Origin of the sequence: Citrobacter sp. H12-3-2 (genome assembly GCF_009649895.1) — a bacterium.
In the GTDB taxonomy this organism is placed as follows: Bacteria; Pseudomonadota; Gammaproteobacteria; order Enterobacterales; family Enterobacteriaceae; genus Citrobacter; species Citrobacter portucalensis.
In genome coordinates, this window is the sequence record NZ_CP045837.1 from 823233 (window position 1) to 848115 (window position 24883).

Annotated in this window: 19 protein-coding genes and 2 pseudogenes; 12 read left to right on the forward strand and 9 right to left on the reverse strand. The window is 53.3% G+C overall.

Annotated elements, in window-relative coordinates; genetic code table 11:
* Positions 1-41: 41 nt before the first annotated feature.
* From endA to metK, 4 genes are all read right to left on the reverse strand, one after another.
* Positions 42-749 carry a deoxyribonuclease I gene (endA, locus tag GHC22_RS03985; protein ID WP_153752287.1) on the reverse strand — a complete coding sequence of 236 codons (708 nt, stop codon included), beginning with the start codon at positions 747-749 and terminating at the stop codon, positions 42-44.
* 94 nt (positions 750-843) lie between these two features.
* On the reverse strand, positions 844-1341 hold the full coding sequence (locus GHC22_RS03990) for a SprT family zinc-dependent metalloprotease (protein WP_003825440.1): 498 nt from the start codon (positions 1339-1341) through the stop codon (positions 844-846).
* A 76-nt stretch (positions 1342-1417) separates the two neighbouring features.
* A complete protein-coding gene (gene galP, locus GHC22_RS03995; RefSeq protein WP_008785766.1) occupies positions 1418-2812 on the reverse strand; it encodes a galactose/proton symporter in 1395 nt (464 codons plus the stop codon).
* A 398-nt stretch (positions 2813-3210) separates the two neighbouring features.
* Positions 3211-4365, reverse strand: a complete 1155-nt coding sequence (gene metK / locus GHC22_RS04000) for a methionine adenosyltransferase (protein ID WP_020996311.1) — start codon at positions 4363-4365, stop codon at positions 3211-3213.
* Positions 4366-4905: 540 nt separating this feature from the next.
* Between metK and GHC22_RS24830 the strand changes: the two are divergent.
* The 4 genes and pseudogenes from GHC22_RS24830 to speB form a co-directional block, all read left to right on the forward strand.
* Positions 4906-5007, forward strand: a pseudogene (locus GHC22_RS24830) (hypothetical protein); the annotation flags it as partial.
* Positions 5008-5265: 258 nt separating this feature from the next.
* Positions 5266-5412, forward strand: coding sequence for an acid stress response protein YqgB (gene yqgB / locus GHC22_RS04005; RefSeq protein ID WP_071692618.1), 147 nt, complete (start codon positions 5266-5268; stop codon positions 5410-5412).
* On the forward strand, positions 5405-7381 hold the full coding sequence (gene speA / locus GHC22_RS04010) for a biosynthetic arginine decarboxylase (RefSeq protein WP_071692619.1): 1977 nt from the start codon (positions 5405-5407) through the stop codon (positions 7379-7381). The genes yqgB and speA overlap by 8 nt, the downstream gene beginning before the upstream one ends.
* A 207-nt stretch (positions 7382-7588) precedes the next feature.
* On the forward strand, positions 7589-8509 hold the full coding sequence (gene speB, locus GHC22_RS04015) for an agmatinase (protein ID WP_003027056.1): 921 nt from the start codon (positions 7589-7591) through the stop codon (positions 8507-8509).
* Between the two features lie 99 nt (positions 8510-8608).
* Here speB and GHC22_RS04020 read toward each other — a convergent pair whose 3' ends face one another.
* Positions 8609-9367 carry a M48 family metallopeptidase gene (locus GHC22_RS04020; RefSeq protein ID WP_003825452.1) on the reverse strand — a complete coding sequence of 253 codons (759 nt, stop codon included), beginning with the start codon at positions 9365-9367 and terminating at the stop codon, positions 8609-8611.
* 279 nt (positions 9368-9646) lie between these two features.
* Between GHC22_RS04020 and tkt the strand changes: the two genes are divergently transcribed.
* The 8 genes from tkt (at position 9647) to GHC22_RS04060 (ending at position 19269) form a co-directional block, all read left to right on the forward strand.
* Positions 9647-11638: a transketolase gene (gene tkt / locus GHC22_RS04025; RefSeq protein ID WP_003825453.1), complete on the forward strand. Its 1992-nt coding sequence runs from the start codon at positions 9647-9649 to the stop codon at positions 11636-11638.
* Between the two features lie 491 nt (positions 11639-12129).
* Positions 12130-13158: an erythrose-4-phosphate dehydrogenase gene (gene epd / locus GHC22_RS04030; protein WP_008785759.1), complete on the forward strand. Its 1029-nt coding sequence runs from the start codon at positions 12130-12132 to the stop codon at positions 13156-13158.
* 39 nt (positions 13159-13197) lie between these two features.
* A complete protein-coding gene (pgk, locus tag GHC22_RS04035) occupies positions 13198-14361 on the forward strand; it encodes a phosphoglycerate kinase (RefSeq protein WP_003027032.1) in 1164 nt (387 codons plus the stop codon).
* Between the two features lie 88 nt (positions 14362-14449).
* Entirely contained in the window at positions 14450-15529 is a 1080-nt protein-coding gene (gene fbaA, locus GHC22_RS04040) for a class II fructose-bisphosphate aldolase (protein WP_003027029.1), read from the forward strand.
* A 191-nt stretch (positions 15530-15720) separates the two neighbouring features.
* Complete coding sequence (locus tag GHC22_RS04045) at positions 15721-16581, forward strand: small-conductance mechanosensitive channel MscS (RefSeq protein ID WP_003825461.1); 861 nt, start codon at positions 15721-15723, stop codon at positions 16579-16581.
* 192 nt (positions 16582-16773) lie between these two features.
* Complete coding sequence (gene argO, locus GHC22_RS04050) at positions 16774-17409, forward strand: arginine exporter ArgO (RefSeq protein ID WP_003027005.1); 636 nt, start codon at positions 16774-16776, stop codon at positions 17407-17409.
* Between the two features lie 93 nt (positions 17410-17502).
* Positions 17503-18249, forward strand: coding sequence for an oxidative stress defense protein (locus GHC22_RS04055; RefSeq protein ID WP_003825465.1), 747 nt, complete (start codon positions 17503-17505; stop codon positions 18247-18249).
* Between the two features lie 123 nt (positions 18250-18372).
* Positions 18373-19269: a LysR family transcriptional regulator gene (locus GHC22_RS04060; RefSeq protein ID WP_003026999.1), complete on the forward strand. Its 897-nt coding sequence runs from the start codon at positions 18373-18375 to the stop codon at positions 19267-19269.
* On the opposite strand, the gene GHC22_RS04065 is transcribed toward GHC22_RS04060, so the two are convergent.
* The 4 genes and pseudogenes from GHC22_RS04065 to scpA all read right to left on the reverse strand — a co-directional run bounded on the left by GHC22_RS04065 (position 19266) and on the right by scpA (position 24684).
* The gene (locus GHC22_RS04065) at positions 19266-20732 is read right to left on the reverse strand and encodes an acetyl-CoA hydrolase/transferase family protein (RefSeq protein WP_048225482.1); all 1467 of its coding nucleotides are present in this window, start codon (positions 20730-20732) and stop codon (positions 19266-19268) included. The genes GHC22_RS04060 and GHC22_RS04065 overlap by 4 nt on opposite strands.
* Before the next feature lie 24 nt (positions 20733-20756).
* Positions 20757-21542 (reverse strand): methylmalonyl-CoA decarboxylase, encoded by a 786-nt coding sequence (gene scpB, locus GHC22_RS04070; RefSeq protein ID WP_008785757.1) that lies wholly within the window; start codon positions 21540-21542, stop codon positions 20757-20759.
* Positions 21543-21552: 10 nt separating this feature from the next.
* A complete protein-coding gene (meaB, locus tag GHC22_RS04075; protein WP_153752289.1) occupies positions 21553-22548 on the reverse strand; it encodes a methylmalonyl Co-A mutase-associated GTPase MeaB in 996 nt (331 codons plus the stop codon).
* A pseudogene (gene scpA, locus GHC22_RS04080) lies at positions 22541-24684 on the reverse strand (methylmalonyl-CoA mutase). The gene meaB and the pseudogene scpA overlap by 8 nt, the downstream one beginning before the upstream one ends.
* Positions 24685-24883: the final 199 nt, after the last annotated feature.

Consider the following 24883-nt stretch of genomic DNA (forward strand, 5'->3'; position numbering starts at 1 on the left):
AAATGCCAGGGCATGGTTAAAAATATTGACGCTAGTGTAGGTTAGCTCTTTTGCGCCTGGCAAGCGCGTTGCACATATGGGTTATGGTTCCCCTGTACCTTTGCAATGCGTTCGTCGCGCTCACACTCCCAGTCGGTGACCGGATATTGCTTATTCCAGGCGTTAAAAAGCTGAGTTTGCTGGCGGGAGAGCGTTAGATCGTACTGGTCGCGCATGTAAAAATAGGTACGAGCAATGGCACCGCGGGCACGGGCCGGCGGCTCGGCAACTTTCTCTTTGAAGTCGACCTTCATGGTGCATTGCCCATACTGACCCTCGCCACCGTTCCACTGGCTGTACATGAAGTTAGCGCGATCGCCATTTACCTCACCCACAGCAGGTTGCAGGTTATGCATGTCGCTTTCCATCTTACGATAGACCGGATCTTTGGCGCAGTTTTTACGCCCTCCGTCCTGCCAGCACTGACGCTGATGACCAAATTGCCAGGCGGGGACAACGTGCTCCCATTCAATTCGACTGGCGCGGTTTTCATTTTTTCGCACTTTATAGCCGCAGGATTCGAGGTCAACGACCCCTTTTTTACCTTGCCAGTTAATTTTACAACCGCAGTAGAAATCGCCCGGCGCATCGGCGTTAACCTTGACGCCTGCTGCTTTTGCCTGAGAAAAACTGTTGATGCCTTCGGCTAAAACCGGGCCTGAAAACGCAGCGGCTAACAGGGCCGCAGCAAAAGAAAAATGACGGTACATCACAAACTCCGTGTCAAAACGAGCCCGCAACGTAGCGAAAGTTATTCCAGTATGCAATCAGTTAGGTCAGAAAAGTTCCTGATAATTCTGAAGATTATTCTGCAACCAGTGGTTCGCCGCAGTGAACACAGCGGTAGGTGGCCTCACCGCGCACAACGCGGTTATGGCGGCGGACGGTCAGTTGGTGCTCCTGACACTTACATCGGTAAGTAAAAGTCTTGCGCTGCACCGATTGCAGTTCAAACTGATGCGTGCGCCGGGCCGGTACGCCCAGAACGCTTTCCATCATCCATTTCCACTCTTTCCCGTGTGGCGGCACGCGCCCAAAGTGCTTCCACACCAGTAAATGCGCCAGTTCATGGGGCACAACTTCGTTAATGAATGCGTCGACGTTTTCCATCAGCAGGACGGGATTAAGGCGAATTTCATAGGTTTGTAGCCACGCAGTGCCCGCGGCGGTGCCGCGCTGTTGGTAAACCAGCTTTGGCTCCGGGTATTGGCGTTCGAGCTTGAGATTGGCCTGGGCGAGTTTTTCCCGCAGGCTACGCATAACGGCTTGCTGGATGGCGATAGGGAGACGGGAGGTTTTCATAACGCCAGAGGATAGTGCGACAGGGAAGGGACTGCAAGAGGAAGGCTTCCTCCGCTGGGGAGGAAGCCTTTGGTGATTAGTCGTGTGCGCCAATTTCGCGCAGTTTACGACCCTTCATCAGGTTACGCTCAATGTGTTCCAGAGAGACGTTTTTAGTTTCAGGGATCAGCCACAGAGTCAGGAAGATGAACAGTACGTTCAGGCCGCCGTAGACCCAGAAGGTGTTGGCGCTGCCCAGTGAGTTCAGCATCGTCAGGAAGGTTGCGCCGACGATCATGTTGGCAATCCAGTTGGTTGCAGTAGAGCAGGTGATGCCGAAATCGCGGCCTTTCAGCGGCTGGATTTCAGAGCACAGTACCCAAATCAGCGGACCGGCGCTCATGGCAAAGCCAACGATAAACATCAGCAGCATCAGTACTGCGAAGTATTGTGCGGATGCCGAGTGAATCCCCACGTGCATCATTGTACCCAGCACGCCCATACCAACGGCCATCACGATAAAGCCAAGGATCAGCGTAGGCTTGCGGCCCCAACGGTCAACCAGGCCAATGGCGATAAAGGTTGCCAGCACGTTGGTCAGACCGACGATAACAGTCCCCCACATCTGCTCGGTGGTGTTGGTGTAGCCCGCCAGCTCAAAGATTTTCGGTGCGTAATACATGATGACGTTCATCCCGGTGAACTGCTGCATCACCTGCAACAGAACGCCAAGGAATACCGCACGACGGAAGTTGCTGTTTTCTTTAAACAGCGCCCAGCCACTCTGCTTTACCTGCAGACTTTCACGGATTTCATCCAGCTCGCGTTTGGCTTCTGCGCTGGTGTCACGCAGACGCAACAGGACGCGTTCGGCATCAACAAAACGACGTTTAGCTGCAAACCAACGTGGGCTGTCCGGCAGGAAGATAACGCCAACCAGCAGCAGCAGGGCAGGGATGATGATTACACCCAGCATCCAGCGCCATGCGCCGCTGTAGCTAAACGCTGTATCGGAAAGATACGCGCCCAAAATACCGATGGTGATCATCAGCTGATACATAGAGATCATGCTGCCACGAATCTTTTCTGGGGCAATTTCAGACAGGTACAGCGGCGCGGTATAAGACGCAACGCCTACAGCCAGGCCGAGCAGCACGCGGGAAACCAGCAGGACTTCAACGTTTGGCGCAGCGGCGGAGAACAGTGAACCCGCAACAAACAAGATCGCACCGATCATCAGGCTTTTTTTGCGTCCCAGTTTGAAGGAGAGCCAACCGCTGCCGACAGCACCTACCGCCGCACCAAACATCATGGAGCTCACCACCCATTCCTGAGTGTGCGGGGTAATTTGAAACTCGTCGGTGATGAACGGTAAAGCACCGGCAATAACACCGATATCCAGGCCAAAAAGTAATCCAGCCAGGGCAGCCAGAAAGCAGACAAAAAATGTCATGGCTTTGTTGGAACGCCCCGTTTTTTTATTGTCAGGCATGATGCCCTCCGGTTGGGTAGCTAGTTTTGTTGATGTTAAGGGTAGGTGAGTACGGGGTAAAAAAATGCGAATCACATCACATTAGTGTAATCGCTTACACTGCCATTCATGCTGGTTATTGGTTAATTCATTGAAAGTTAACATTATTTATTGGGATTAAATAATGTTGGTCGTCTGAATTTAAGACAATGATGAAATATAATGTAACAGTGATGCAAGTATGCTGGCTAAGAGATGTTAATTCAAGGTAGAGGGAAATATGGTGTGATGTAATCGCTTTCATTTTCATTTAAAGCAATAGTAATCAGCGCGGTTTGGTGATGGATGTGGGAGAGGAAATAGGTATAAAAAAAGACCAGCGCGAGGCTGGTCTTCATAAGCGTTAAGTCTGGTTTAAATTACTTCAGACCGGCAGCGTCGCGCAGCAACTGTGCTTTGTCGGTTTTTTCCCATGGGAAATGTTCGCGACCAAAGTGACCGTAAGCAGCGGTTTCTTTGTAAATCGGGTGCAGCAGATCCAGCATCTGAATCAGGCCATACGGGCGCAGGTCGAAGAACTCACGTACCAGCAGGGTCAACTGCTCTGAAGGCACTTTTTCAGTACCGAACGTTTCCACCATGATAGATGTCGGTTCTGCCACGCCGATTGCGTAGGAAACCTGAATCTCACAACGGTCAGCCAGGCCTGCGGCAACGATGTTTTTCGCTACGTAACGGGCTGCATAGGCTGCGGAACGGTCAACTTTAGACGGATCTTTACCAGAGAATGCACCGCCGCCGTGACGCGCCATGCCGCCGTAGGTATCAACGATGATTTTACGACCGGTCAGACCGCAGTCGCCCATCGGGCCGCCGATAACGAAACGACCAGTTGGGTTGATGAAGAATTTGGTCGAAGCGGTCAGCCATTCAGTCGGCAGTACCGGCTTGATGATCTCTTCCATAACGGCTTCTTGCAGCGATTTCTGGTCGATATCTTCAGAGTGCTGAGTAGACAGAACAACCGCATCAATACCGACGATTTTGCCGTCGTCATACTGGAAGGTTACCTGGCTTTTGGCATCCGGACGCAGCCAGGATAAGGTGCCGTTTTTACGCACTTCAGCCTGACGCTGCACCAGACGGTGAGCATAGGTAATAGGTGCTGGCATCAGCACGTCGGTTTCGTTGGTTGCATAACCAAACATCAGGCCCTGGTCGCCTGCGCCCTGTTCCAGCGGATCGGCACGGTCAACACCCTGGTTGATGTCCGGAGACTGTTTACCAATCGCGCTCAGTACCGCGCAAGAGTTGGCGTCAAAGCCCATGTCGGAATGCACATAGCCAATTTCGCGAACCGTGTTACGGGTGATCTCTTCGATATCAACCCATGCGCTGGTGGTGATCTCACCGCCAACTAAAACCATACCGGTTTTGACGTAGGTTTCGCAGGCAACGCGTGCTTTTGGATCCTGTTCCAGTATTGCATCCAGCACAGCATCAGAGATTTGGTCAGCGATTTTGTCAGGATGCCCTTCTGATACGGACTCGGACGTAAAAAGGTGTTTTGCCATATTTAATTTCACCTAAGGAGAATTTGGTTAGCTCAAACTGTCGAGTGGAATAGCCATGTGTAGAAGATTCTACCATGAGTCTGCAGATGACGGACACTGGCAGTCTGAGTGTTAATCGGTATAGATGGATTAACATCTGGACGGCTATTTTAGGACAGTTCTTCGCCTGATTTCCAGCTTTTTTTGATTGAGGTCGCATTGTACTGAAAATGTAACTGGAAATTTTTCCTGACGGTGCTGGCAATGTGCATATTTATCTTTTGCTTTTTGACTTTCTTATCGGTATAAAACGCGGCGCGCGGCTCATATCCGTCATACTTCAAGTTGCATGTGCGTTGGCTTCCTCGCTCGCCCCAGTCACTTACTCATGTAAGCTCCCGGGGACTCTCTGCGTTGCCGCCTTCCCGCAACTCGAATTATTTAGGATAGACAAAAGCACACGACGTTTTCATCGTGTTGCCACTTCCAGCCGGGTTAAAACTTTAGCTTTGGCTTGTGGGTTCGTTCCGTAAGGAGCAACCGTGGAGGTGATACGAGATAATGAACCGTTGTATTCTGCAGAATCTGTCGCACCGTTCTGGTGTACATATGTCCCCCGCAATCTGCATCTCTGCTTTGCATACCTGTCGATGTTATATACACAAAATCATTTATGCTGCGTCGAGGCGGCAAGTGAATGAGTCTCCTGAACGTACGAGTAGTACGTGACTAGGGCAAATGAGCGTAGCCAACAAAGAGGCTGCATGAAGGATGAAGTGTATACCCATCTCGGCGTATCTCAGGACTCAAGAGCCGGTAACGGTCACTAAGAACTGAACAAGGGCGCTCTTGGTAAACAAGAGTTTTCTCGTGGTTTCGCCGAACCGTCAGCATTAAGTTCGGTTACGTGTTTACATTGATATGAAAAAGAAACCGGTCGCACAGTCGGAGCGTCAGCACTATCTGCTGCAAATTCTGCCTGTATTTGGGTTGTTATCGCGTCTTCGGATTGCGATAGTAGTCAACTGTTTTACACTTGTTAATAAAATTGAGGTTCGCTATGTCTGACGACATTTCTTTGGGTTCGCCTTCGTCAGCAGGCGAACACGGTGTACTACGCTCCATGCAGGAGGTTGCAATGAGTTCCCAGGAAGCCAGCAAGATGCTGCGTACTTACAATATTGCCTGGTGGGGTAATAACTACTACGACGTCAATGAACTGGGTCACATTAGCGTGTGCCCGGATCCGGACGTACCCGAAGCGCGCGTTGACCTTGCTGAGTTGGTGAAAGCCCGTGAAGCGCAGGGCCAGCGTTTGCCTGCATTGTTCTGCTTCCCGCAGATCCTGCAACACCGTCTGCGTTCGATTAACGCCGCGTTTAAACGTGCCCGTGAATCTTACGGTTACAACGGTGACTATTTCCTCGTTTACCCGATCAAGGTCAACCAGCACCGCCGCGTGATTGAATCGCTGATCCACTCCGGCGAACCGCTGGGGCTGGAAGCGGGTTCCAAAGCTGAACTGATGGCCGTTCTGGCTCATGCCGGAATGACCCGTAGCGTGATCGTGTGTAACGGTTATAAAGACCGTGAATATATCCGTCTGGCGCTGATTGGCGAGAAGATGGGCCATAAGGTCTATCTGGTCATCGAGAAGATGTCTGAAATTGCAATCGTGCTGGATGAAGCTGAACGCCTGAATGTCGTTCCGCGTCTGGGCGTGCGTGCGCGTCTGGCGTCGCAGGGCTCTGGCAAGTGGCAGTCCTCCGGCGGGGAAAAATCAAAATTCGGCCTGGCGGCAAACCAGGTGCTGCAGCTTGTCGAAATTCTGCGCGAGCGCGGTCGTCTGGACAGCATTCAGTTGCTGCACTTCCACCTTGGCTCGCAGATGGCGAACATTCGTGATATCGCCACCGGCGTACGTGAATCGGCGCGTTTCTACGTTGAGCTGCACAAGCTTGGCGTCAATATCCAGTGCTTCGACGTGGGCGGTGGTCTGGGCGTGGATTACGAAGGTACCCGTTCGCAGTCTGACTGTTCCGTAAACTACGGCCTGAACGAATACGCCAACAACATCATCTGGGCTATTGGCGACGCCTGTGAAGAACACGGTCTGCCGCATCCGACGGTAATCACCGAGTCTGGCCGCGCGGTTACCGCGCACCATACCGTGCTGGTATCTAACATTATCGGCGTTGAGCGTAGCGAACACACAGAAGCAACGCCTCCGGCTGATGATGCGCCGCGTGCTCTGCAAAGTATGTGGGAAACCTGGCAAGAAATGCATGAACCGGGAACTCGCCGTTCGCTGCGTGAATGGCTGCACGACAGCCAGATGGATCTGCACGATATTCACGTTGGTTACTCTTCAGGTACTTTTAGCCTGCAAGAGCGCGCGTGGGCTGAGCAGCTTTATCTGAACATGTGCCATGAAGTGCAGAAACAACTCGACCCGAGCAACCGCGCACATCGCCCGATTATCGACGAGCTGCAGGAGCGTATGGCGGATAAGATTTACGTCAACTTCTCGCTGTTCCAGTCGATGCCGGATGCGTGGGGGATCGATCAGCTGTTCCCGGTAATGCCGCTGGAAGGACTGAATCAGGTACCTGAGCGCCGCGCGGTGCTGTTGGATATCACCTGTGACTCTGATGGCGCTATCGACCACTACGTTGACGGTGATGGCATTGCGACCACCATGCCGATGCCGGAATATGACCCGGAGAACCCGCCGATGCTGGGCTTCTTTATGGTGGGGGCGTACCAGGAGATCCTCGGCAACATGCACAACCTGTTTGGTGATACCGAAGCGGTTGACGTGTTCGTCTTCCCTGACGGCAGCGTAGAAGTTGAGCTGTCCGACGAAGGGGATACCGTGGCGGATATGTTGCAGTACGTGCAGTTGGATCCGAACACCTTGCTGACGCAGTTCCGTGACCAGGTGAAAAACACCGATCTGGATACCGAGCTGCAGCAACAGTTCCTCGAAGAGTTTGAGGCCGGTCTGTACGGTTATACTTATCTGGAAGATGAGTAATGATAAATGCCTGCTGGCGCTACGCTTACCGGGCCTACGAAAGTAGGCCGGATAAAGCGAAGCCGCATTTGTGGCACTTACTTGAATCCGTACAAAATAACGGCGATAATTTGCCGTAAATATGCAGCTACCAAATCAATCCCTTCCTCGTCGGGCTTAACGACGCGGAGGGGATTTTTTTTCTTCGATTTTTAAAGAGGTCAGTACATGAGCACCTTAGGTCATCAATACGACAACTCCCTGGTTTCTAACGCCTTTGGTTTTTTACGTCTGCCGATGAACTTCATGCCATACGACAGCGACGCCGACTGGGTGATCACCGGTGTACCGTTTGATATGGCAACGTCTGGCCGCGCGGGCGGGCGTCATGGTCCGGCGGCGATCCGTCAGGTTTCCACTAATCTGGCGTGGGAGCATAACCGCTTCCCGTGGAACTTCGATATGCGCGAGCGCCTGAACGTGGTGGACTGCGGCGATCTGGTTTATGCCTTCGGTGATGCGCGTGAAATGAGTGAAAAACTGCAGGCTCATGCTGAGAAGCTGCTTTCTGCCGGTAAGCGCATGCTCTCTTTCGGCGGCGACCACTTCGTCACGCTGCCGCTGTTGCGCGCACACGCTAAGCATTTTGGTAAAATGGCGCTGGTGCATTTTGATGCCCACACCGATACCTACGCGAACGGCTGCGAATTCGACCACGGCACCATGTTCTACACTGCGCCGAACGAAGGTCTGATCGATCCGAATCACTCTGTGCAGATTGGTATTCGTACCGAATTCGACAAAGACAACGGCTTTACCGTGCTGGATGCCTGCCAGGTGAACGATCGCAGCGTGGATGACATCATCGCCCAGGTTAAGCAGATCGTCGGCGATATGCCGGTGTACCTGACCTTTGATATCGACTGCCTGGATCCTGCGTTTGCGCCGGGTACCGGTACGCCAGTGATTGGCGGTCTGACTTCCGATCGCGCGATCAAGCTGGTTCGTGGTCTGAAAGATCTGAACATCGTCGGGATGGACGTCGTTGAAGTGGCTCCGGCCTACGATCAGTCTGAGATCACCGCGCTGGCGGCGGCTACGCTGGCTCTGGAAATGCTGTACATCCAGGCAGCGAAAAAAGGCGAGTAAGTTGTTTTGCCGGATGGCGCTAACGCTTATCCGGCCTACAGCTGGTTGATGTTTGTAGGCCGGATAAGGCGTTCACGCCGCATCCGGCACGATTAACGGTTATTTGATCCCGTCTGCGCTCATGCGATCGCGAATATGTTGCGCACGTTCTGCGGATGCCGGGTGATCGTCAAACATTGAGCTTTGACGTCCAGCTTCCAGTTTGGCCAGTTTCTCAAAGCTGGTGGCTAAACCTGCCGGATTGATCCCGCGTTTGCGCAACAAATCATACGAGTAATCATCCGCCTCGGATTCCTGACGCTGGGAGAACTGCGAGTTCACCAGTTTCTCGCCAAGATCGCCCAATTGCGACTGCGACAGGCTGCCGACAATGCCGCCAGCGGATGCCGCCGCTGCACGTACGGCGTTGGTACCCAGCGCAACCTGCATACCTTTTTTCACGTGACCCAGCGCGACGTGGCCCATTTCATGGCCGATCACCGCTTCGACTTCGTTGTCGGTCATCATATCCATCAGGCCGCTGTACACGCGGATACAGCCGTTTGCCATGGCAAAGGCATTCACATCTTTCGCCATATAGACTTTGTAGTTCACCGGCTGGCCGTTAATGTTATCGCCAAGCGCGGCGGCGATTTTGCCAAGACGCGTTGCGTACTCGCTGCTGGCCGGGGCGATAGTAGCCTTGCTGTCCATATCTTTACAGGCCTGATCGCTCAGCGCTTTTACCTGAGCATCGCTCAGACTGTAGGCCTGAAAAGCCTCCGCGCCAGAAGAAAGCAGTCCGTTGGAGTCCATGTTCTGGCAGCCGGTCAATGCCGCAGCCATGCTCGTAGCAAGCAGTAAAGCGCGAATTTTCATTTTTTCTCTTCCGCACAAAGTCAGGATTATTCTAAAAATTACGTCGTTTGCAGGTGAACCGACGCTCGGCCTAAGTATAAAGAAAAGAACAATACGCGGGCGAGAAGATTGCGCAACTTGCGCGCACGATCCAGAGATTTCTGAAGCGGCAAAAGGATGCTCCATGTACATGACACGCGGCTTGGGTTACATTGTTGGCACTTTTTTCCGGCGTAGCCCAAAACGCGCTGTCGTCAAGTCGTTAAGGGCTCAGCCTTCATTATCCGATCTGGAGTCAAAATGTCCTCACGTAAAGAGCTTGCCAATGCTATTCGTGCGCTGAGCATGGACGCAGTACAGAAAGCCAAATCCGGTCACCCGGGTGCCCCGATGGGTATGGCTGACATTGCCGAAGTCCTGTGGCGTGATTTCCTGAACCACAACCCGACTAACCCGTCCTGGGCTGACCGTGACCGCTTCGTGCTGTCCAACGGTCACGGCTCCATGCTGATTTATAGCCTGCTGCACCTCACCGGCTACGATCTGCCGATGTCCGAGCTGCAGAACTTCCGTCAGCTGCACTCCAAAACTCCTGGTCACCCGGAAGTGGGTTACACCGCGGGTGTTGAAACCACTACAGGTCCTCTGGGTCAGGGCATTGCGAATGCAGTGGGTATGGCTATCGCTGAAAAAACGCTGGCGGCGCAGTTTAACCGTCCAGGTCACGACATCGTTGACCACTTCACCTATGCTTTCATGGGCGACGGCTGCATGATGGAAGGTATCTCTCACGAGGTATGTTCCCTGGCTGGTACGCTGAAGCTGGGTAAACTGGTTGCGTTCTACGATGACAACGGCATCTCTATCGATGGCCACGTTGAAGGCTGGTTCACCGATGACACCGCGAAGCGTTTTGAAGCTTACGGCTGGCATGTGGTTCGTGGTGTTGATGGCCACGATGCTGACGCGATTAAGCGCGCAGTAGAAGAAGCACGCGCAGTGACCGACAAACCGTCCCTGCTGATGTGCAAAACCATCATCGGTTTCGGTTCTCCGAACAAAGCGGGTACTCACGACTCTCACGGTGCACCGCTGGGCGATGCAGAAATCGCACTGACCCGTGAACAGCTGGGCTGGAAATACGCGCCGTTCGAAATCCCGTCTGAAATCTACGCGCAGTGGGATGCGAAAGAAGCCGGTCAGGCAAAAGAAGCTGCATGGAACGAGAAGTTCGCTGCTTATGCGAAAGCCTACCCGCAGGAAGCGGCTGAATTCACCCGTCGTATGAAAGGTGAAATGCCGTCTGACTTCGACGCAAAAGCGAACGAGTTCATTGCTAAGCTGCAGGCTAATCCGGCGAAAATCGCCAGCCGTAAAGCTTCTCAGAACGCGATTGAAGCCTTCGGTCCTCTGCTGCCTGAATTCCTCGGCGGCTCCGCTGACCTGGCACCGTCTAACCTGACGCTGTGGTCTGGTTCGAAAGCGATTAACGAAGATACTGCCGGTAACTACATCCATTACGGTGTGCGTGAATTCGGTATGACCGCTATCGCGAACGGTATCTCCCTGCACGGTGGTTTCCTGCCGTACACCTCCACCTTCCTGATGTTTGTGGAATATGCCCGTAACGCGGTGCGTATGGCTGCGCTGATGAAACAGCGTCAGGTCATGGTCTACACCCACGACTCCATCGGTCTGGGCGAAGACGGCCCGACTCACCAGCCGGTAGAGCAGGTTGCTTCTCTGCGTGTGACCCCGAACATGAGCACATGGCGTCCGTGTGACCAGGTTGAATCCGCCGTTGCGTGGAAATACGGTGTTGAGCGTCAGGACGGCCCGACCGCGCTGATCCTCTCCCGCCAGAACCTGGCACAGCAGGAGCGTACCGAAGAGCAACTGGCAAACATCGCTCGCGGTGGTTACGTGCTGAAAGACTGCGACGGTCAGCCGGAACTGATCTTCATCGCTACCGGTTCTGAAGTTGAGCTGGCTGTGGCTGCGTGGGACAAACTGACTGCCGAAGGCGTGAAGGCTCGCGTGGTTTCCATGCCGTCTACCGACGCGTTCGACAAACAGGATGCCGCTTACCGTGAGTCTGTGCTGCCGAAAGCGGTTTCCGCTCGCGTTGCAGTGGAAGCAGGTATCGCTGACTACTGGTTCAAATATGTGGGCCTGAACGGCGCAATCGTCGGTATGACCACCTTTGGTGAGTCTGCTCCGGCAGAGCTGCTGTTTGAAGAGTTCGGCTTCACCGTAGACAACGTTGTCGCGAAAGCTAAAGAACTGCTGTAATTTCGATTACAGGTGAAAACGGGTCGCTCAGGCGGCCCGTTTTTTTTTGCTTTTCCGCAACGCGCCGCGCGTTGCGCAATCGCACGGCGCAGTCTGCTATCCAGAGCGTCTGCGGCATCGTTGAAGGGCTCTGGGACGCGGTCCTCGCGCTGGTGATTAGATGCAGGTTAGGGGGCTTTCTGATTTAAATCAGGGTGTGTAACACGACAACGAAATAATTTTGCTAAAGTTATTCGTCATTCTGGAATATGGAATAAATTTAGCGTTGAAGGGCGTTAAAATGTGACGCAAGTCAGATAACTGTGTTCTGTTGCTGGACAATCATTCCTTTTATTCCGCGTTTCGCTTATTCTAGCTGAAGCGTTTCAGTCGATTAAATGTTCGACAATTAACCAATTAGTCGCAGTTTGCGACAGGTAAGGTTTCCCTGAGCGATTTGCTGCATTACTCTGTCTGCCACATCGTTTCTGAGAAATCCTTGCAGGAGACCTATGACCGTACGCGTAGCGATTAATGGTTTCGGTCGCATCGGACGCAACGTGGTTCGTGCTTTGTATGAATCCGGGCGTCGGGCGGAAATCACCGTGGTGGCAATCAACGAACTTGCGGATGCTGCAGGCATGGCGCATTTGTTGAAATATGACACCAGCCATGGACGTTTTGCCTGGGATGTTCGTCAGGAACGTGACCAGCTCATCGTTGGCGATGACGCTATCCGCATTCTGCATGAGCGAACACTCGATGCACTTCCATGGCGCGAACTGGGTGTCGACATCGTGCTGGATTGTACGGGGGTCTTCGGCAATCGCGAACACGGCGAGGCGCATATTGCCGCTGGTGCAAAAAAAGTGCTCTTTTCACATCCTGGTAGTCACGACATCGACGCAACCGTTGTGTATGGCGTTAATCAGGATCAGCTGCGCGCTGAGCACCGGATCGTTTCCAACGCTTCCTGCACCACGAATTGCATAATACCCGTCATTAAATTGCTGGATGATGCTTACGGCATTGAGTCTGGTACCGTCACCACGATCCACTCCGCGATGCACGATCAGCAGGTTATTGATGCTTATCATCCTGACCTGCGTCGCACGCGAGCGGCCAGCCAGTCGATTATTCCGGTTGATACCAAACTGGCGGCGGGCATCACGCGAATTTTCCCGCAGTTTAACGATCGTTTTGAAGCGATAGCGGTGCGTGTACCGACCATAAATGTGACGGCGATCGACTTAAGCGTGACGGTGAAAAAACCAGTAAAAGCCAGTGAAGTCAACCAGTTGCTGCAAAAAGCAGCACAAGGTGCATTTCATGGTATAGTTGACTATACGGAATTACCGTTGGTCTCTGTAGATTTTAACCACGACCCGCACAGCGCCATCGTTGATGGTACGCAAACGCGTGTGAGTGGCGCTCACCTGATCAAAACGCTGGTCTGGTGTGATAATGAATGGGGCTTTGCTAACCGTATGCTCGACACTACGTTAGCGATGGCTGCTATTGGTTTCAGGCTCGACGCTTGAGCGTCGACAAAACTTTATGAATCAACGAGAGGATTCACCATGTCTGTAATTAAGATGACCGATCTGGATCTGGCTGGTAAACGCGTTTTTATCCGTGCGGACCTGAACGTACCAGTTAAAGAAGGGAAAGTAACCAGCGATGCGCGTATCCGTGCTTCTCTGCCGACCATCGAACTGGCCCTGAAACAGGGTGCGAAAGTGATGGTAACTTCCCACCTGGGTCGTCCTACCGAAGGCGAGTACAACGAAGAATTCTCTCTGCTGCCGGTTGTTAACTACCTGAAAGACAAACTGTCTGCTCCGGTTCGCCTGGTAAAAGATTACCTGGACGGCGTTGAAGTCGCTGCCGGTGAACTGGTGGTTCTGGAAAACGTTCGCTTCAACAAAGGCGAGAAGAAAGACGACGAAGCACTGTCCAAAAAATATGCTGCGCTGTGCGACGTATTCGTAATGGACGCTTTCGGTACAGCTCACCGTGCACAGGCTTCTACCCACGGTATCGGTAAATTCGCTGATGTAGCTTGCGCAGGCCCGCTGCTGGCTGCTGAGCTGGATGCGCTGGGTAAAGCACTGAAAGAACCTGCTCGTCCGATGGTTGCTATCGTTGGCGGTTCTAAAGTTTCCACCAAACTGACCGTTCTGGATTCTCTGTCAAAAATCGCTGACCAGCTGATCGTTGGCGGTGGTATCGCGAACACCTTCGTTGCCGCTCAAGGCCACAACGTGGGTAAATCCCTGTACGAAGCTGACCTGGTTGACGAAGCTAAGCGTCTGCTGACCACTTGCGACATCCCGGTCCCGACTGACGTTCGCGTAGCGACTGAATTCTCTGAAACTGCACCGGCTACTCTGAAGTCCGTTAGCGATGTGAAAGAAGACGAGCAGATCCTGGACATCGGCGACGCTTCTGCACAGCAGCTGGCTGACATCCTGAAAAATGCGAAAACCATTCTGTGGAATGGCCCGGTTGGCGTGTTCGAATTCCCGAACTTCCGCAAAGGTACTGAAATCGTTGCTAACGCTATCGCAGACAGCGAAGCGTTCTCTATCGCAGGCGGCGGTGACACCCTGGCAGCAATCGACCTGTTCGGCATTGCTGACAAAATCTCCTACATCTCCACTGGCGGCGGCGCTTTCCTCGAATTCGTGGAAGGTAAAGTATTGCCAGCAGTAGCGATGCTCGAAGAGCGCGCTAAAAAGTAAGCATTTAATGGGCAGGGAAACCTGCCCAATTATTAGCGCGCTTTAGAGCGCGCGCCCTTTCCAAGGCCGAAGATACAGGATTCGTAATATGTCTAAAATTTTTGATTTCGTAAAACCAGGCGTAATCACTGGTGATGACGTACAGAAAGTTTTCCAGGTAGCTAAAGAAAACAACTTTGCTCTGCCAGCTGTTAACTGCGTGGGTACCGACTCCATCAACGCCGTTCTGGAAACCGCTGCTAAAGTTAAAGCGCCGGTAATCGTACAGTTCTCCAACGGTGGTGCTTCTTTCATCGCGGGTAAAGGCGTGAAGTCTGACGTTCCTCAGGGCGCTGCAATCCTGGGTGCTATCTCTGGCGCGCATCACGTTCACCAGATGGCTGAACACTACGGTGTTCCGGTTATCCTGCACACTGACCACTGCGCGAAGAAACTGCTGCCGTGGATCGACGGTCTGCTGGACGCGGGTGAAAAACACTTCGCAGCAACCGGCAAACCGCTGTTCTCTTCTCACATGATCGACCTGTCTGAAGAGTCTCTGGAAGAGAACATCGAAATCTGCTCCAAATACCTGGCGCGCATGTCCAAAATGGGCATGACCCTGGAAATCGAACTGGGTTGCACCGGTGGCGAAGAAGACGGCGTGGACAACAGCCACATGGACGCTTCTGCACTGTACACCCAGCCGGAAGACGTTGATTACGCATACACCGAGCTGAGCAAAATCAGCCCGCGTTTCACCATCGCAGCTTCCTTCGGTAACGTACACGGCGTTTATAAGCCGGGTAACGTTGTTCTGACCCCGACCATCCTGCGCGACTCTCAGGACTATGTTTCTAAGAAACATAACCTGCCGCACAACAGCCTGAACTTCGTCTTCCACGGCGGTTCCGGTTCTACTGCTCAGGAAATCAAAGACTCCGTAAGCTACGGCGTAGTGAAAATGAACATCGACACCGATACCCAATGGGCTACCTGGGAAGGTGTTCTGAACTACTACAAAGCGAACGAAGCTTACCTGCAGGGCCAGCTGGGCAACCCGAAAGGCGAAGATCAGCCGAACAAGAAATACTACGATCCGCGCGTATGGCTGCGTGCTGGTCAGGCAACCATGATCACCCGTCTGGAACAGGCTTTCAAAGAACTGAACGCGGTTGACGTTCTGTAATTTACGCCGTTCTACGTGACATGAGGCCCGCAAATGCGGGCCTTTTTTATTGCCATTTCAATATGCTGCTGGCAGAGAATTCTGTGATCTGTTTGGCAAAATCCAGGTTTATTGTTTACCCTTGTCAGATTGCCAGTCCCGTTGGGACGGCTTTATTTTTCCCATTTGGGTAAGCAAAAAAGGAATATTGAATGGAAGATTTGAATGTTGTCGACAGCATAAATGGTGCGGGCACCTGGCTGGTCCGCAATCAGGAGCTGCTGTTAAGCTATGCCGTCAACATCGTTGCGGCCATCGCCATTGTCATTATCGGTATGATTGTGGCGCGAATCGTATCAAACACCGTTAACCGCCTGATGGTGGCACGTAAAATTGATGCAACCGTTGCTGACTTCCTCTCCGCACTGGTGCGCTACGGGATTATCGCGTTCACGCTGATTGCCGCTTTGGGTCGCGTTGGGGTACAAACCGCTTCTGTGATTGCCGTTCTCGGTGCCGCAGGTTTAGCCGTTGGTCTGGCGCTGCAAGGTTCGCTGTCCAACCTCGCCGCTGGCGTGCTGCTGGTGATGTTCCGTCCGTTCCGCGCAGGTGAGTATGTAGACCTCGGCGGCGTAGCGGGAACCGTACTCAACGTGCAGATTTTCTCCACGACTATGCGTACCGTAGACGGTAAGATTGTTGTGATCCCAAACGGTAAAATCATTGCCGGGAACATCATTAACTTCTCTCGTGAGCCGGTTCGTCGTAACGAATTTATCATCGGCGTGGCTTACGACTCCGATATCGATCAGGTGAAAAAAATCCTCACCGATATCATTCAGTCTGACGAGCGTATCCTTAAAGATCGTGAAATGACGGTGCGCCTGAATGAGCTGGGCGCTTCCTCGATTAATTTTGTGGTACGCGTCTGGAGCAACAGTAGCGATCTGCAAAGCGTCTACTGGGACGTACTGGAGCGTATTAAACGCGAGTTTGACGCCAACGGTATCAGCTTCCCGTACCCGCAGATGGATGTGAACTTCAAGCGTGTGAAAGAGAGCGCGGCAGAGTAATCGCGTGCCCGGTGGCGCTATCGCTTACCGGGCCCACAGGTTTTGTAGGCCGGATAAGGCGTCAGCCGTCATCCGGCATTTCCCCACCCTTGGTATTAATTCTTCTTATCCCTGATTAAAATTATCCATTTCCGCTAATGTTTTCCCCGCGCTATAGTCTGCTCCTAAGAGAAACAGTTCGGGATGATTAACGTGTTATCGTATTATTTTCAAGGGCTTGCACTTGGTGCGGCTATGATACTTCCGCTCGGTCCGCAAAACGCCTTCGTGATGAATCAGGGGATCCGTCGCCAGTATCACATCATGATTGCTTTACTCTGCGCTATCAGCGACTTAGTGCTGATTTGCGCGGGGATCTTTGGCGGTAGCGCCTTGCTGATGCAGTCACCATGGCTGATGGCGCTTGTCACCTGGGGTGGGGTGGCATTTTTACTCTGGTACGGTTTCGGGGCGTTAAAAACGGCGATGAGCAGTAACCTGGAACTGGCCAGCGCCGAGGTGATGAAGCAGGGACGCTGGAAAATTATCGCTACTATGCTGGCGGTGACATGGCTCAACCCCCATGTTTACCTGGATACCTTTGTGGTGTTGGGGAGTCTGGGAGGCCAACTGGACGTTGAGCCTAAGCGCTGGTTTGCGCTGGGTACCGTCAGCGCTTCGTTCCTGTGGTTCTTCGGCCTGGCATTGCTTGCGGCTTGGCTCGCTCCGCGTTTGCGCACTGCTAAAGCACAGCGGATCATCAATACCCTGGTAGGATTGGTGATGTGGTTTATCGCTTTTCAGTTGGCAAAAGAAGGTGTTGCGCACGTTCATGCGTTGTTCAACTAAGTGTTGTCTGATGGACAACGCAGCGAGATCGGCTAAGCTTGCCTGCATGTGCCCTGAGTTTCGGGGTAATTAATGAAACATGGAGGAACGACCGTGAAGTTCAAAATAATGGCCCTGGCGGCATTAGTCGGATTCAGCGCACTATCGGTACAGGCAAATGAGTTGCCAAATGGACCGCACATCGTGACTTCCGGAACGGCAAGCGTGGATGCGACACCAGACATCGCTACTCTGGCGATTGAAGTGAACGTAGCTGCAAAGGATGCGGCTTCAGCGAAGAAGCAGGCTGATGAGCGCGTGGCGCAATATCTGTCCTTCCTTGAACAGAACCAGATAGCGAAGAAAGATATTAGCGCGGCAAACCTGCGCACCCAGCCGGACTACGACTACCAGAATGGTAAAAGCGTCCTTAAAGGCTATCGTGCGGTACGTACCGTTGAGGTCACGCTGCGTCAGTTGGACAAACTCAACGCGCTGCTCGATGGTGCACTGAAGGCCGGTCTGAATGAGATCCGTTCGGTATCGCTTGGCGTTGCCCAGCCGGATACTTACAAAGATAAAGCGCGTAAAGCAGCAATTGATGATGCTATTCATCAGGCTGAGCAGTTAGCTGCGGGCTTTAACAGCAAACTGGGGCCCGTTTACAGCGTGCGCTACCACGTTTCCAATTATCAACCGAGCCCGATGGTACGGATGATGAAAGCAGATGCAGCGCCTGCGACATCCGCTCAGGAAACCTACGAACAGCCGGTTATTCAGTTTGACGATCAGGTTGATGTGGTCTTCCAGATTGAGCCGACGGCGGGGCAACCAGCAGCAACGCCAGCCAAAACCCAGTAATCATTGCAGACCCGGCTTTCCAGCCGGGTTTTTTCTGTGAGCAACTGTAAAAATGAGACCCTACATCCAGTCTTTTTTTTCGCCGTAATGAGGATAGGCCATAGCGATTTTTAAGGGGACGCTATGGATATTTTTATCTCGAAAAAGATGCGTAATTTCATTCTGCTGGCGCAAACTAATAACATCGCCAGAGCGGCAGAAAAAATACATATGACCGCATCGCCTTTCGGTAAAAGCATTGCCGCACTGGAAGATCAAATCGGCTATACGCTGTTTACCCGCAAAGATAACAACATCAGCCTGAATAAAGCCGGACAAGAGCTGTATCAGAAGCTGTTTCCCGTTTATCAGCGCCTTTCTGCCATTGATAACGAAATCCACAACGCCTCTCGCCGCTCGCGGGAAATCGTCATCGGTATCGACAATACCTACCCAACGATTATTTTTGACCAGTTGATTAGCCTTGGTGATAAGTATGACGGCGTGACGGCTCAGGCCGTTGAATTCAGCGAGAATGGGGTGATTGATAACCTGTTCGATCGCAAACTGGATTTTATTATCTCGCCGCAGCACGTTTCCCCCCGCGTCCAGGAACTGGAGAATCTGGCGATTAGCGAGCTGCCTCCGCTGCGTCTGGGGTTTCTCGTTTCCCGGCGCTACGAAGAAAAACAGCCGCAGGATCTGCTGCGCGAGCTGCCTTGGCTGCAAATGCGCTTCCAGAATCGCGCCAACTTTGAGGCGATGCTGGATGCATACATGCGGCCCTGCGGGATCAACCCGACGATTATCTACCGTCCGTACAGCTTTATGGCCAAGATCAGCGCGGTAGAGCGCGGACAGTTTTTGACGGTGATCCCTCATTTCGCCTGGCGGCTGGTGAACCCGTCGACGCTAAAGTATTTCGATGCGCCCGGCAGCCCCATGTATATGCAGGAGTTTCTCTATTCGCTGAAAAATCATCGCTATACCGCCACCATGCTCCAGCATATTGCTGAAGATCGTGACGGTAGCGCAAGTTAGCCGAGCATCGATCCAGTCTCGAGAAGGTTGCGATGCAGATCGAATGCATGGCTGAGATCGTGATGGATATGCCCGCCGGGCGCTTTCTCCAGATAGCGGTGCAGATAATCCCGATAAAGAGGGTGCGCACAGTTATCGATAATTGTGTGCGCCCGCTGCATCGGAGATAGCCCACGCAGATCGGCAATCCCTTGTTCGGTCACGATCACTTTAACGCTATGTTCGCTGTGGTCGACATGGCTGCACATCGGTACGATGGTGGAGATTTTCCCGCCTTTGGCAATCGACGGCGCCATAAAGATAGACAGGTAGGCGTTGCGCTCGAAATCCCCGCTGCCACCGATGCCATTCATCAGGTTCACCCCCGCAACGTGCGTGGAATTGGCATGGCCGTAGATATCAAACTCCAGACCGACGTTGAGCGCAATAACCCCCAGCCGACGGATGATTTCCGGGTTATTGGAGATCTCCTGCGGGCGTAGCACAATCCGGCTGGCGAAGAAGTCCATGTTGTCGTAAATCTTCTGTAGCGACGGGGCTGAAATGGTCAGGCTGGAGGCGCTGGCACCTGTTATCTTGCCCGTTTCCAGCAGATGCACCACCGACTCTTGCAACACCTCCGAATACATCATAAAGGGCGGGATATCCGGGTTCTCGCCCAGTCGCGCCATTACCGCGTTGTTGATATTGCCCACGCCGCTTTGTAAGGGCAGAAACTCAGCTGGAATACGTTTGTGGGCCATTTCTGCCAGCAAAAAAGTGACTACGTTATCGGCAATTTGCTGGCTGACCGGATTGGTTTTATCCGCCGCATTTCCGGCATCGGGCAGCTCGGTATCCACCACCGCAACCACCTTTTTGGGGTCTATCTGTACGCACTGACTGCCTACGCGATCCATGGTATGAAAAATGGGTACGCTGTTACGCCGCGGCGGCGCACCGGGTATCACGATGTCGGCAAACTCCGCTACGCGCGGATTATGGTAATGATTCAATTCAATGATCACTTTTTTCGCCCGCAGCAGCCAGGTCGGCGCATTACCAATACCGCTGGAAAGCCAAATCCGGCCATCTGGCGCAATGGCGGAGGCTTCAATGACGGCAACATCGATCTCGCCAAAAAAGCCGTAATTAACCATTTGCGCCACTTCACTCAAATGGAGATCGACAAACCTCACCTGGCCCTGATTAATTTTCTCGCGCAGGCCCGATGACGTTTGATAAGGCGCACGCCAGGAAACGGCATCCGCCGCGGATAGAACATCATCAGCGGCGGCGCCAATTGATGCTCCGGTCAGCAGGCGGATCTGAAAAGGCTGCCCGTTCTGATGCCGTTCGCAGGCGCGTTGGGCAATTGCGCTGGGTAACGCTTTGGGTGAACCCGCAGGGGTAAAGCCGCTAAACGCCACCATATCATCGTGCTGGATAATTTCTGCCGCCTGTTCGGCGCTCATCCGTTTCATGGCCGTCTCCTTCCTCGGACGTGATTAATGGCCAACAAAATTTGGTTTACGTTTTTCCATAAACGCGTTCATCCCTTCCTGATAATCCTCGCTGTCGTACACCGCGCGGCGCATGCCCTGAATACGCTCGAACTCATCAGAATTCATGGTGTGCGCTTCACCCAGCACGCGCAGTTCTTCTTTGATGACGGCGATGGCCAGCGGCGCTTTTTCCGAGATGTGGTGCGCCATTTGCAGAGTGAAATCTTCCAGTTCCTCGACGGGCACGACATGGTTAAGGATCCCGACCGCCATGGCGCGTTGAGCGGTGATGGGCGAAGCGGTAAAAATCAGCTCTTTCACGATGTGAAAACCAGCGTCGCGGGTCAGGTTGTGGATGCCCACCAGGTTATACGGCACACCGAGGTTGACCGGGGTCATCGAGAAAGTGGAGGTACTGGCTGCAATGATCAGATCGGAACTCATGATCATCTCAAACGCGCCGCCCCAGACGCTGCCTTCGACCATGGAGATCACCGGCTTCGGGTATTTTTGGATCATACGGGTTATCTGACGCAGCGGATCGTCATAAGAGAGCGGATCGCGACGTCCGGTAGGGAGTTCATGAATATCATGCCCGGCAGAAAACACTTTGGCCCCGCTTGGAGCGCGCAGAATGATGCAGCGAATGTCTGCACGATTGAGATCGCTCAGCGCCTGCATCAGATCGTCAATAAACACTTTACTCAGGGCATTGAGCTTGCGGGCGTAATTGAACTCAATAACCGCGACTTTCTGGATGATGACCACGTTGACGTATTGATAAGACATAATGTTCTCTTTATTGAAAGTAATGATGCTGAATAAATTCGCTGATGTGCCGCAGACCGGTGCGCGGCGAAAGATCATTGTTTTTGACGGCCTGTAGCGTCTGCTGGAAATAGCGGTCGAAATCAGTGCGGGCAAACAGCAGATGCAGGGCTTCTTCTTCAGCCTGCTGGTGTAACCAGTCCACCGCCTGCTGCTGGCGAACTTTTTCCAGTCGGCCGCTGGCGGTCAGGCACGTTTTAAAGTCGCTAATCGCCTGCCAAACCTCCTCGATACCGCGTTTTTCCAGGGCGCTACAGGTCAGAACCCGCGGCTGCCACTCGTCATATTTGCGGCGCAGAATATGCAGGGCGGATTCGTACATATGGCGGGCAATGGCAACGCTGGTATGGTTATCACCGTCGTCCTTATTGATGACGACCAGATCCGCCATTTCCATCAGTCCTTTTTTGATGCCCTGTAAATCGTCGCCACCGCCAGCGATTTGCAGTGAGATAAAGCAATCCACCATGCCTGCGACTTCGGTTTCTGACTGTCCTACGCCGACGGTTTCCACAATCACCACGTCAAAGCCAGCCGCTTCGCACAGCAGCATTAATTCGTGGGCGCGCTGGCTGGCACCGCCTAAATGACCGCTGGAAGGGACCGGTCGAATAAACGCAGATTCGGCGCGGGCCAGCTCCGTCATGCGGGTTTTATCGCCAAGAATGCTGCCGCCGCTGACCGGGCTGCTGGGATCGACGGCGATCACCGCTACCCGTAATCCGTGGTGGATAAGCAGCATGCCGAATGCTTCCAGGAAAGTGCTTTTGCCCGCGCCCGGCGTACCGGTGATCCCCAAGCGCAGGGCGTTACCGGTGAACGGCATAATCGCGTCCAGCAATTGCGTACTCAGCGGCTGGTGGCGCGGATGGTTGCTTTCGACCAGCGTCATCGCCTGGGCGAGCGTAGCCCGTTCACCGAGTCGCAAACGGCGGACGGTATCTTCAAGCGTGGCGGCATTAATCATGATGCTGACTGATACGGGTTAACACATCGCGGACGCTGTCGAGCATTGGCGTGCCGGGGCCATAAATGGCTGCCACGCCATGCTCGTGCAGAAAGGCGTAATCCTGTGGCGGAATAACGCCTCCTGCTACCACGCAGATATCTTCACGCCCCATTTTTTGAGTGCGGTAACCAGTTCCGGGATCAGCGTTTTATGGCCCGCCGCCAGTGACGATGCGCCTATTACATGCACATCGTTTTCTACCGCCAGACGGGCGATCTCTTCCGGAGTGGAGAACATCGGGCTGAGATCGACATCGAAACCGAGATCGGAATAGGCGCTGGCGATTACCTTCGCGCCGCGATCGTGGCCGTCCTGACCCATCTTGGCGATCAGAATACGCGGGCGGCGGCCATTTTCCGCGAGAAATCGTTCGGTTTGCGCAACGATGGTATCGAACTCATCGGCGGATTTGTCTGACTGGTGATAGCTTTGCGCAATCACCCCGGTGACGCAGTGGCTGGGAACCAGATACCGATCAAAAGCGACTTCCAGCGCGTCGGAGATTTCACCGAGCGTGGCGCGAACGCGGGCGGCGTTGACGGCAGCAGCCAGCAGGTTTTCATTATGCTGCGCGGCGTGGGTCAGTGCCGTGAGCGCGGCTTTAACGGCATCGTTGTCGCGGGTGGTGCGGATATGCTGCAGCGAGGCAATCTGCTCGTTGCGCACCTTCACGTTGTCGATCTCCAGTACCGACGTCTCGTCTTCTTTATCCAGCTTGTACTTATTGACGCCGACGATAACGCGCTTACCCTGGTCGATCAGCGACTGTTCACGCGCGGAAGCTTCTTCGATCATCCGTTTAGGGAGCCCGGCTTCGATCGCTTTCGCCATGCCGCCTGCCTCGTCAATCTGTTTGATGATCGTGCGTGCCTGCTTCACAATTTGATCGGTGAGTGACTCGACGTAATACGATCCGGCCAGCGGATCAACGGTGCGGCAGATCTCTGATTCTTCCTGAATGATGATTTGCGTATTACGCGCAATACGGGCGGAGAAATCGGTGGGCAGACCGAGCGCTTCATCAAAGGCGTTGGTATGCAGCGACTGGGTGCCGCCAAGCGTAGCGCCGAGTGCTTCAATAGTGGTTCGTACCACGTTGTTATATGGATCCTGCTCGGTCAGGCTCCAGCCAGACGTCTGGCAGTGGGTACGCAGAGCGAGAGATTTCGGGTTGGTCGCGCCAAAGCTGCTGACCGCTTCACTCCACAAATAGCGCGCCGCGCGCAGCATGGCGACGTTCATAAACAGATCCATGCCGATGCCGAAGAAGAACGACAGGCGCGGGGCGAAATCATCAATTTTCAGTCCGGCGGAGAGTGCAGCTTTGATGTATTCAATACCGTCTGCCAGCGTAAACGCTACCTGCTGCACGCAGTTCGCTCCGGCTTCCCCCATGTGATAGCCGCTGATGCTGATGGTGTTAAAGCGCGGCATGTTGCCAGAGCACCAGGCGATGATGTCGGCGATAATGCGCATGGACGGTTTTGGTGGATAAATGTAGGTGTTGCGGCACAGGTACTCTTTCAGAATATCGTTCTGAATGGTCCCGGTGAGTTGTTCCGGCGTTACGCCTTGTTCTTCTGCAGCGACGATATAAAACGCCAACACAGGTAGAACCGCGCCGTTCATGGTCATCGATACTGACATCTTATCCAGCGGGATCTGGTCGAACAGTATCTTCATATCTTCGACGGTATCGATCGCCACGCCTGCTTTACCGACGTCACCCGCCACGCGTGGGTTGTCAGAGTCATAGCCACGATGGGTGGCAAGGTCAAAGGCGACGGAAAGTCCTTTTTGTCCGGCGGCGAGGTTGCGGCGGTAAAAGGCGTTGGACTCTTTGGCGGTTGAGAAACCGGCGTACTGACGAATGGTCCACGGCTGCGCGGTATACATGGTGGCGCGCGGGCCACGCACGTAAGGCGGCAGCCCGGGAAGGGTGCCCGTGACTTCCAGATTATCGAGGTCTTCTTCGGTGTACAGCGGCTTGATGGCAATCCCTTCCGCCGTCTGTCTTTCCAGCGACTCGACGGTTTTTTCCCGTCGACTGAGTTCTTTATTGGCGAGTGTTTGCCACTCCTGCACGTTTGCCATTTTTTGCTCCGTATTACGCAATAAGTTGAATCTTTGCGAATACGGTGAGCTTTTTCATTTGGCTTGTCGCCAGCAAAAAATAGCCAACAGGGCGTCGTTTTTTGCCGCGTGGCGTGTTTGATTTTGTGATTTATTTCAAAGACGTGGCGGGAATAGCATGAAAATAGGGTAAAAGGCTTGTCGGCCGGATAGGGTGTTA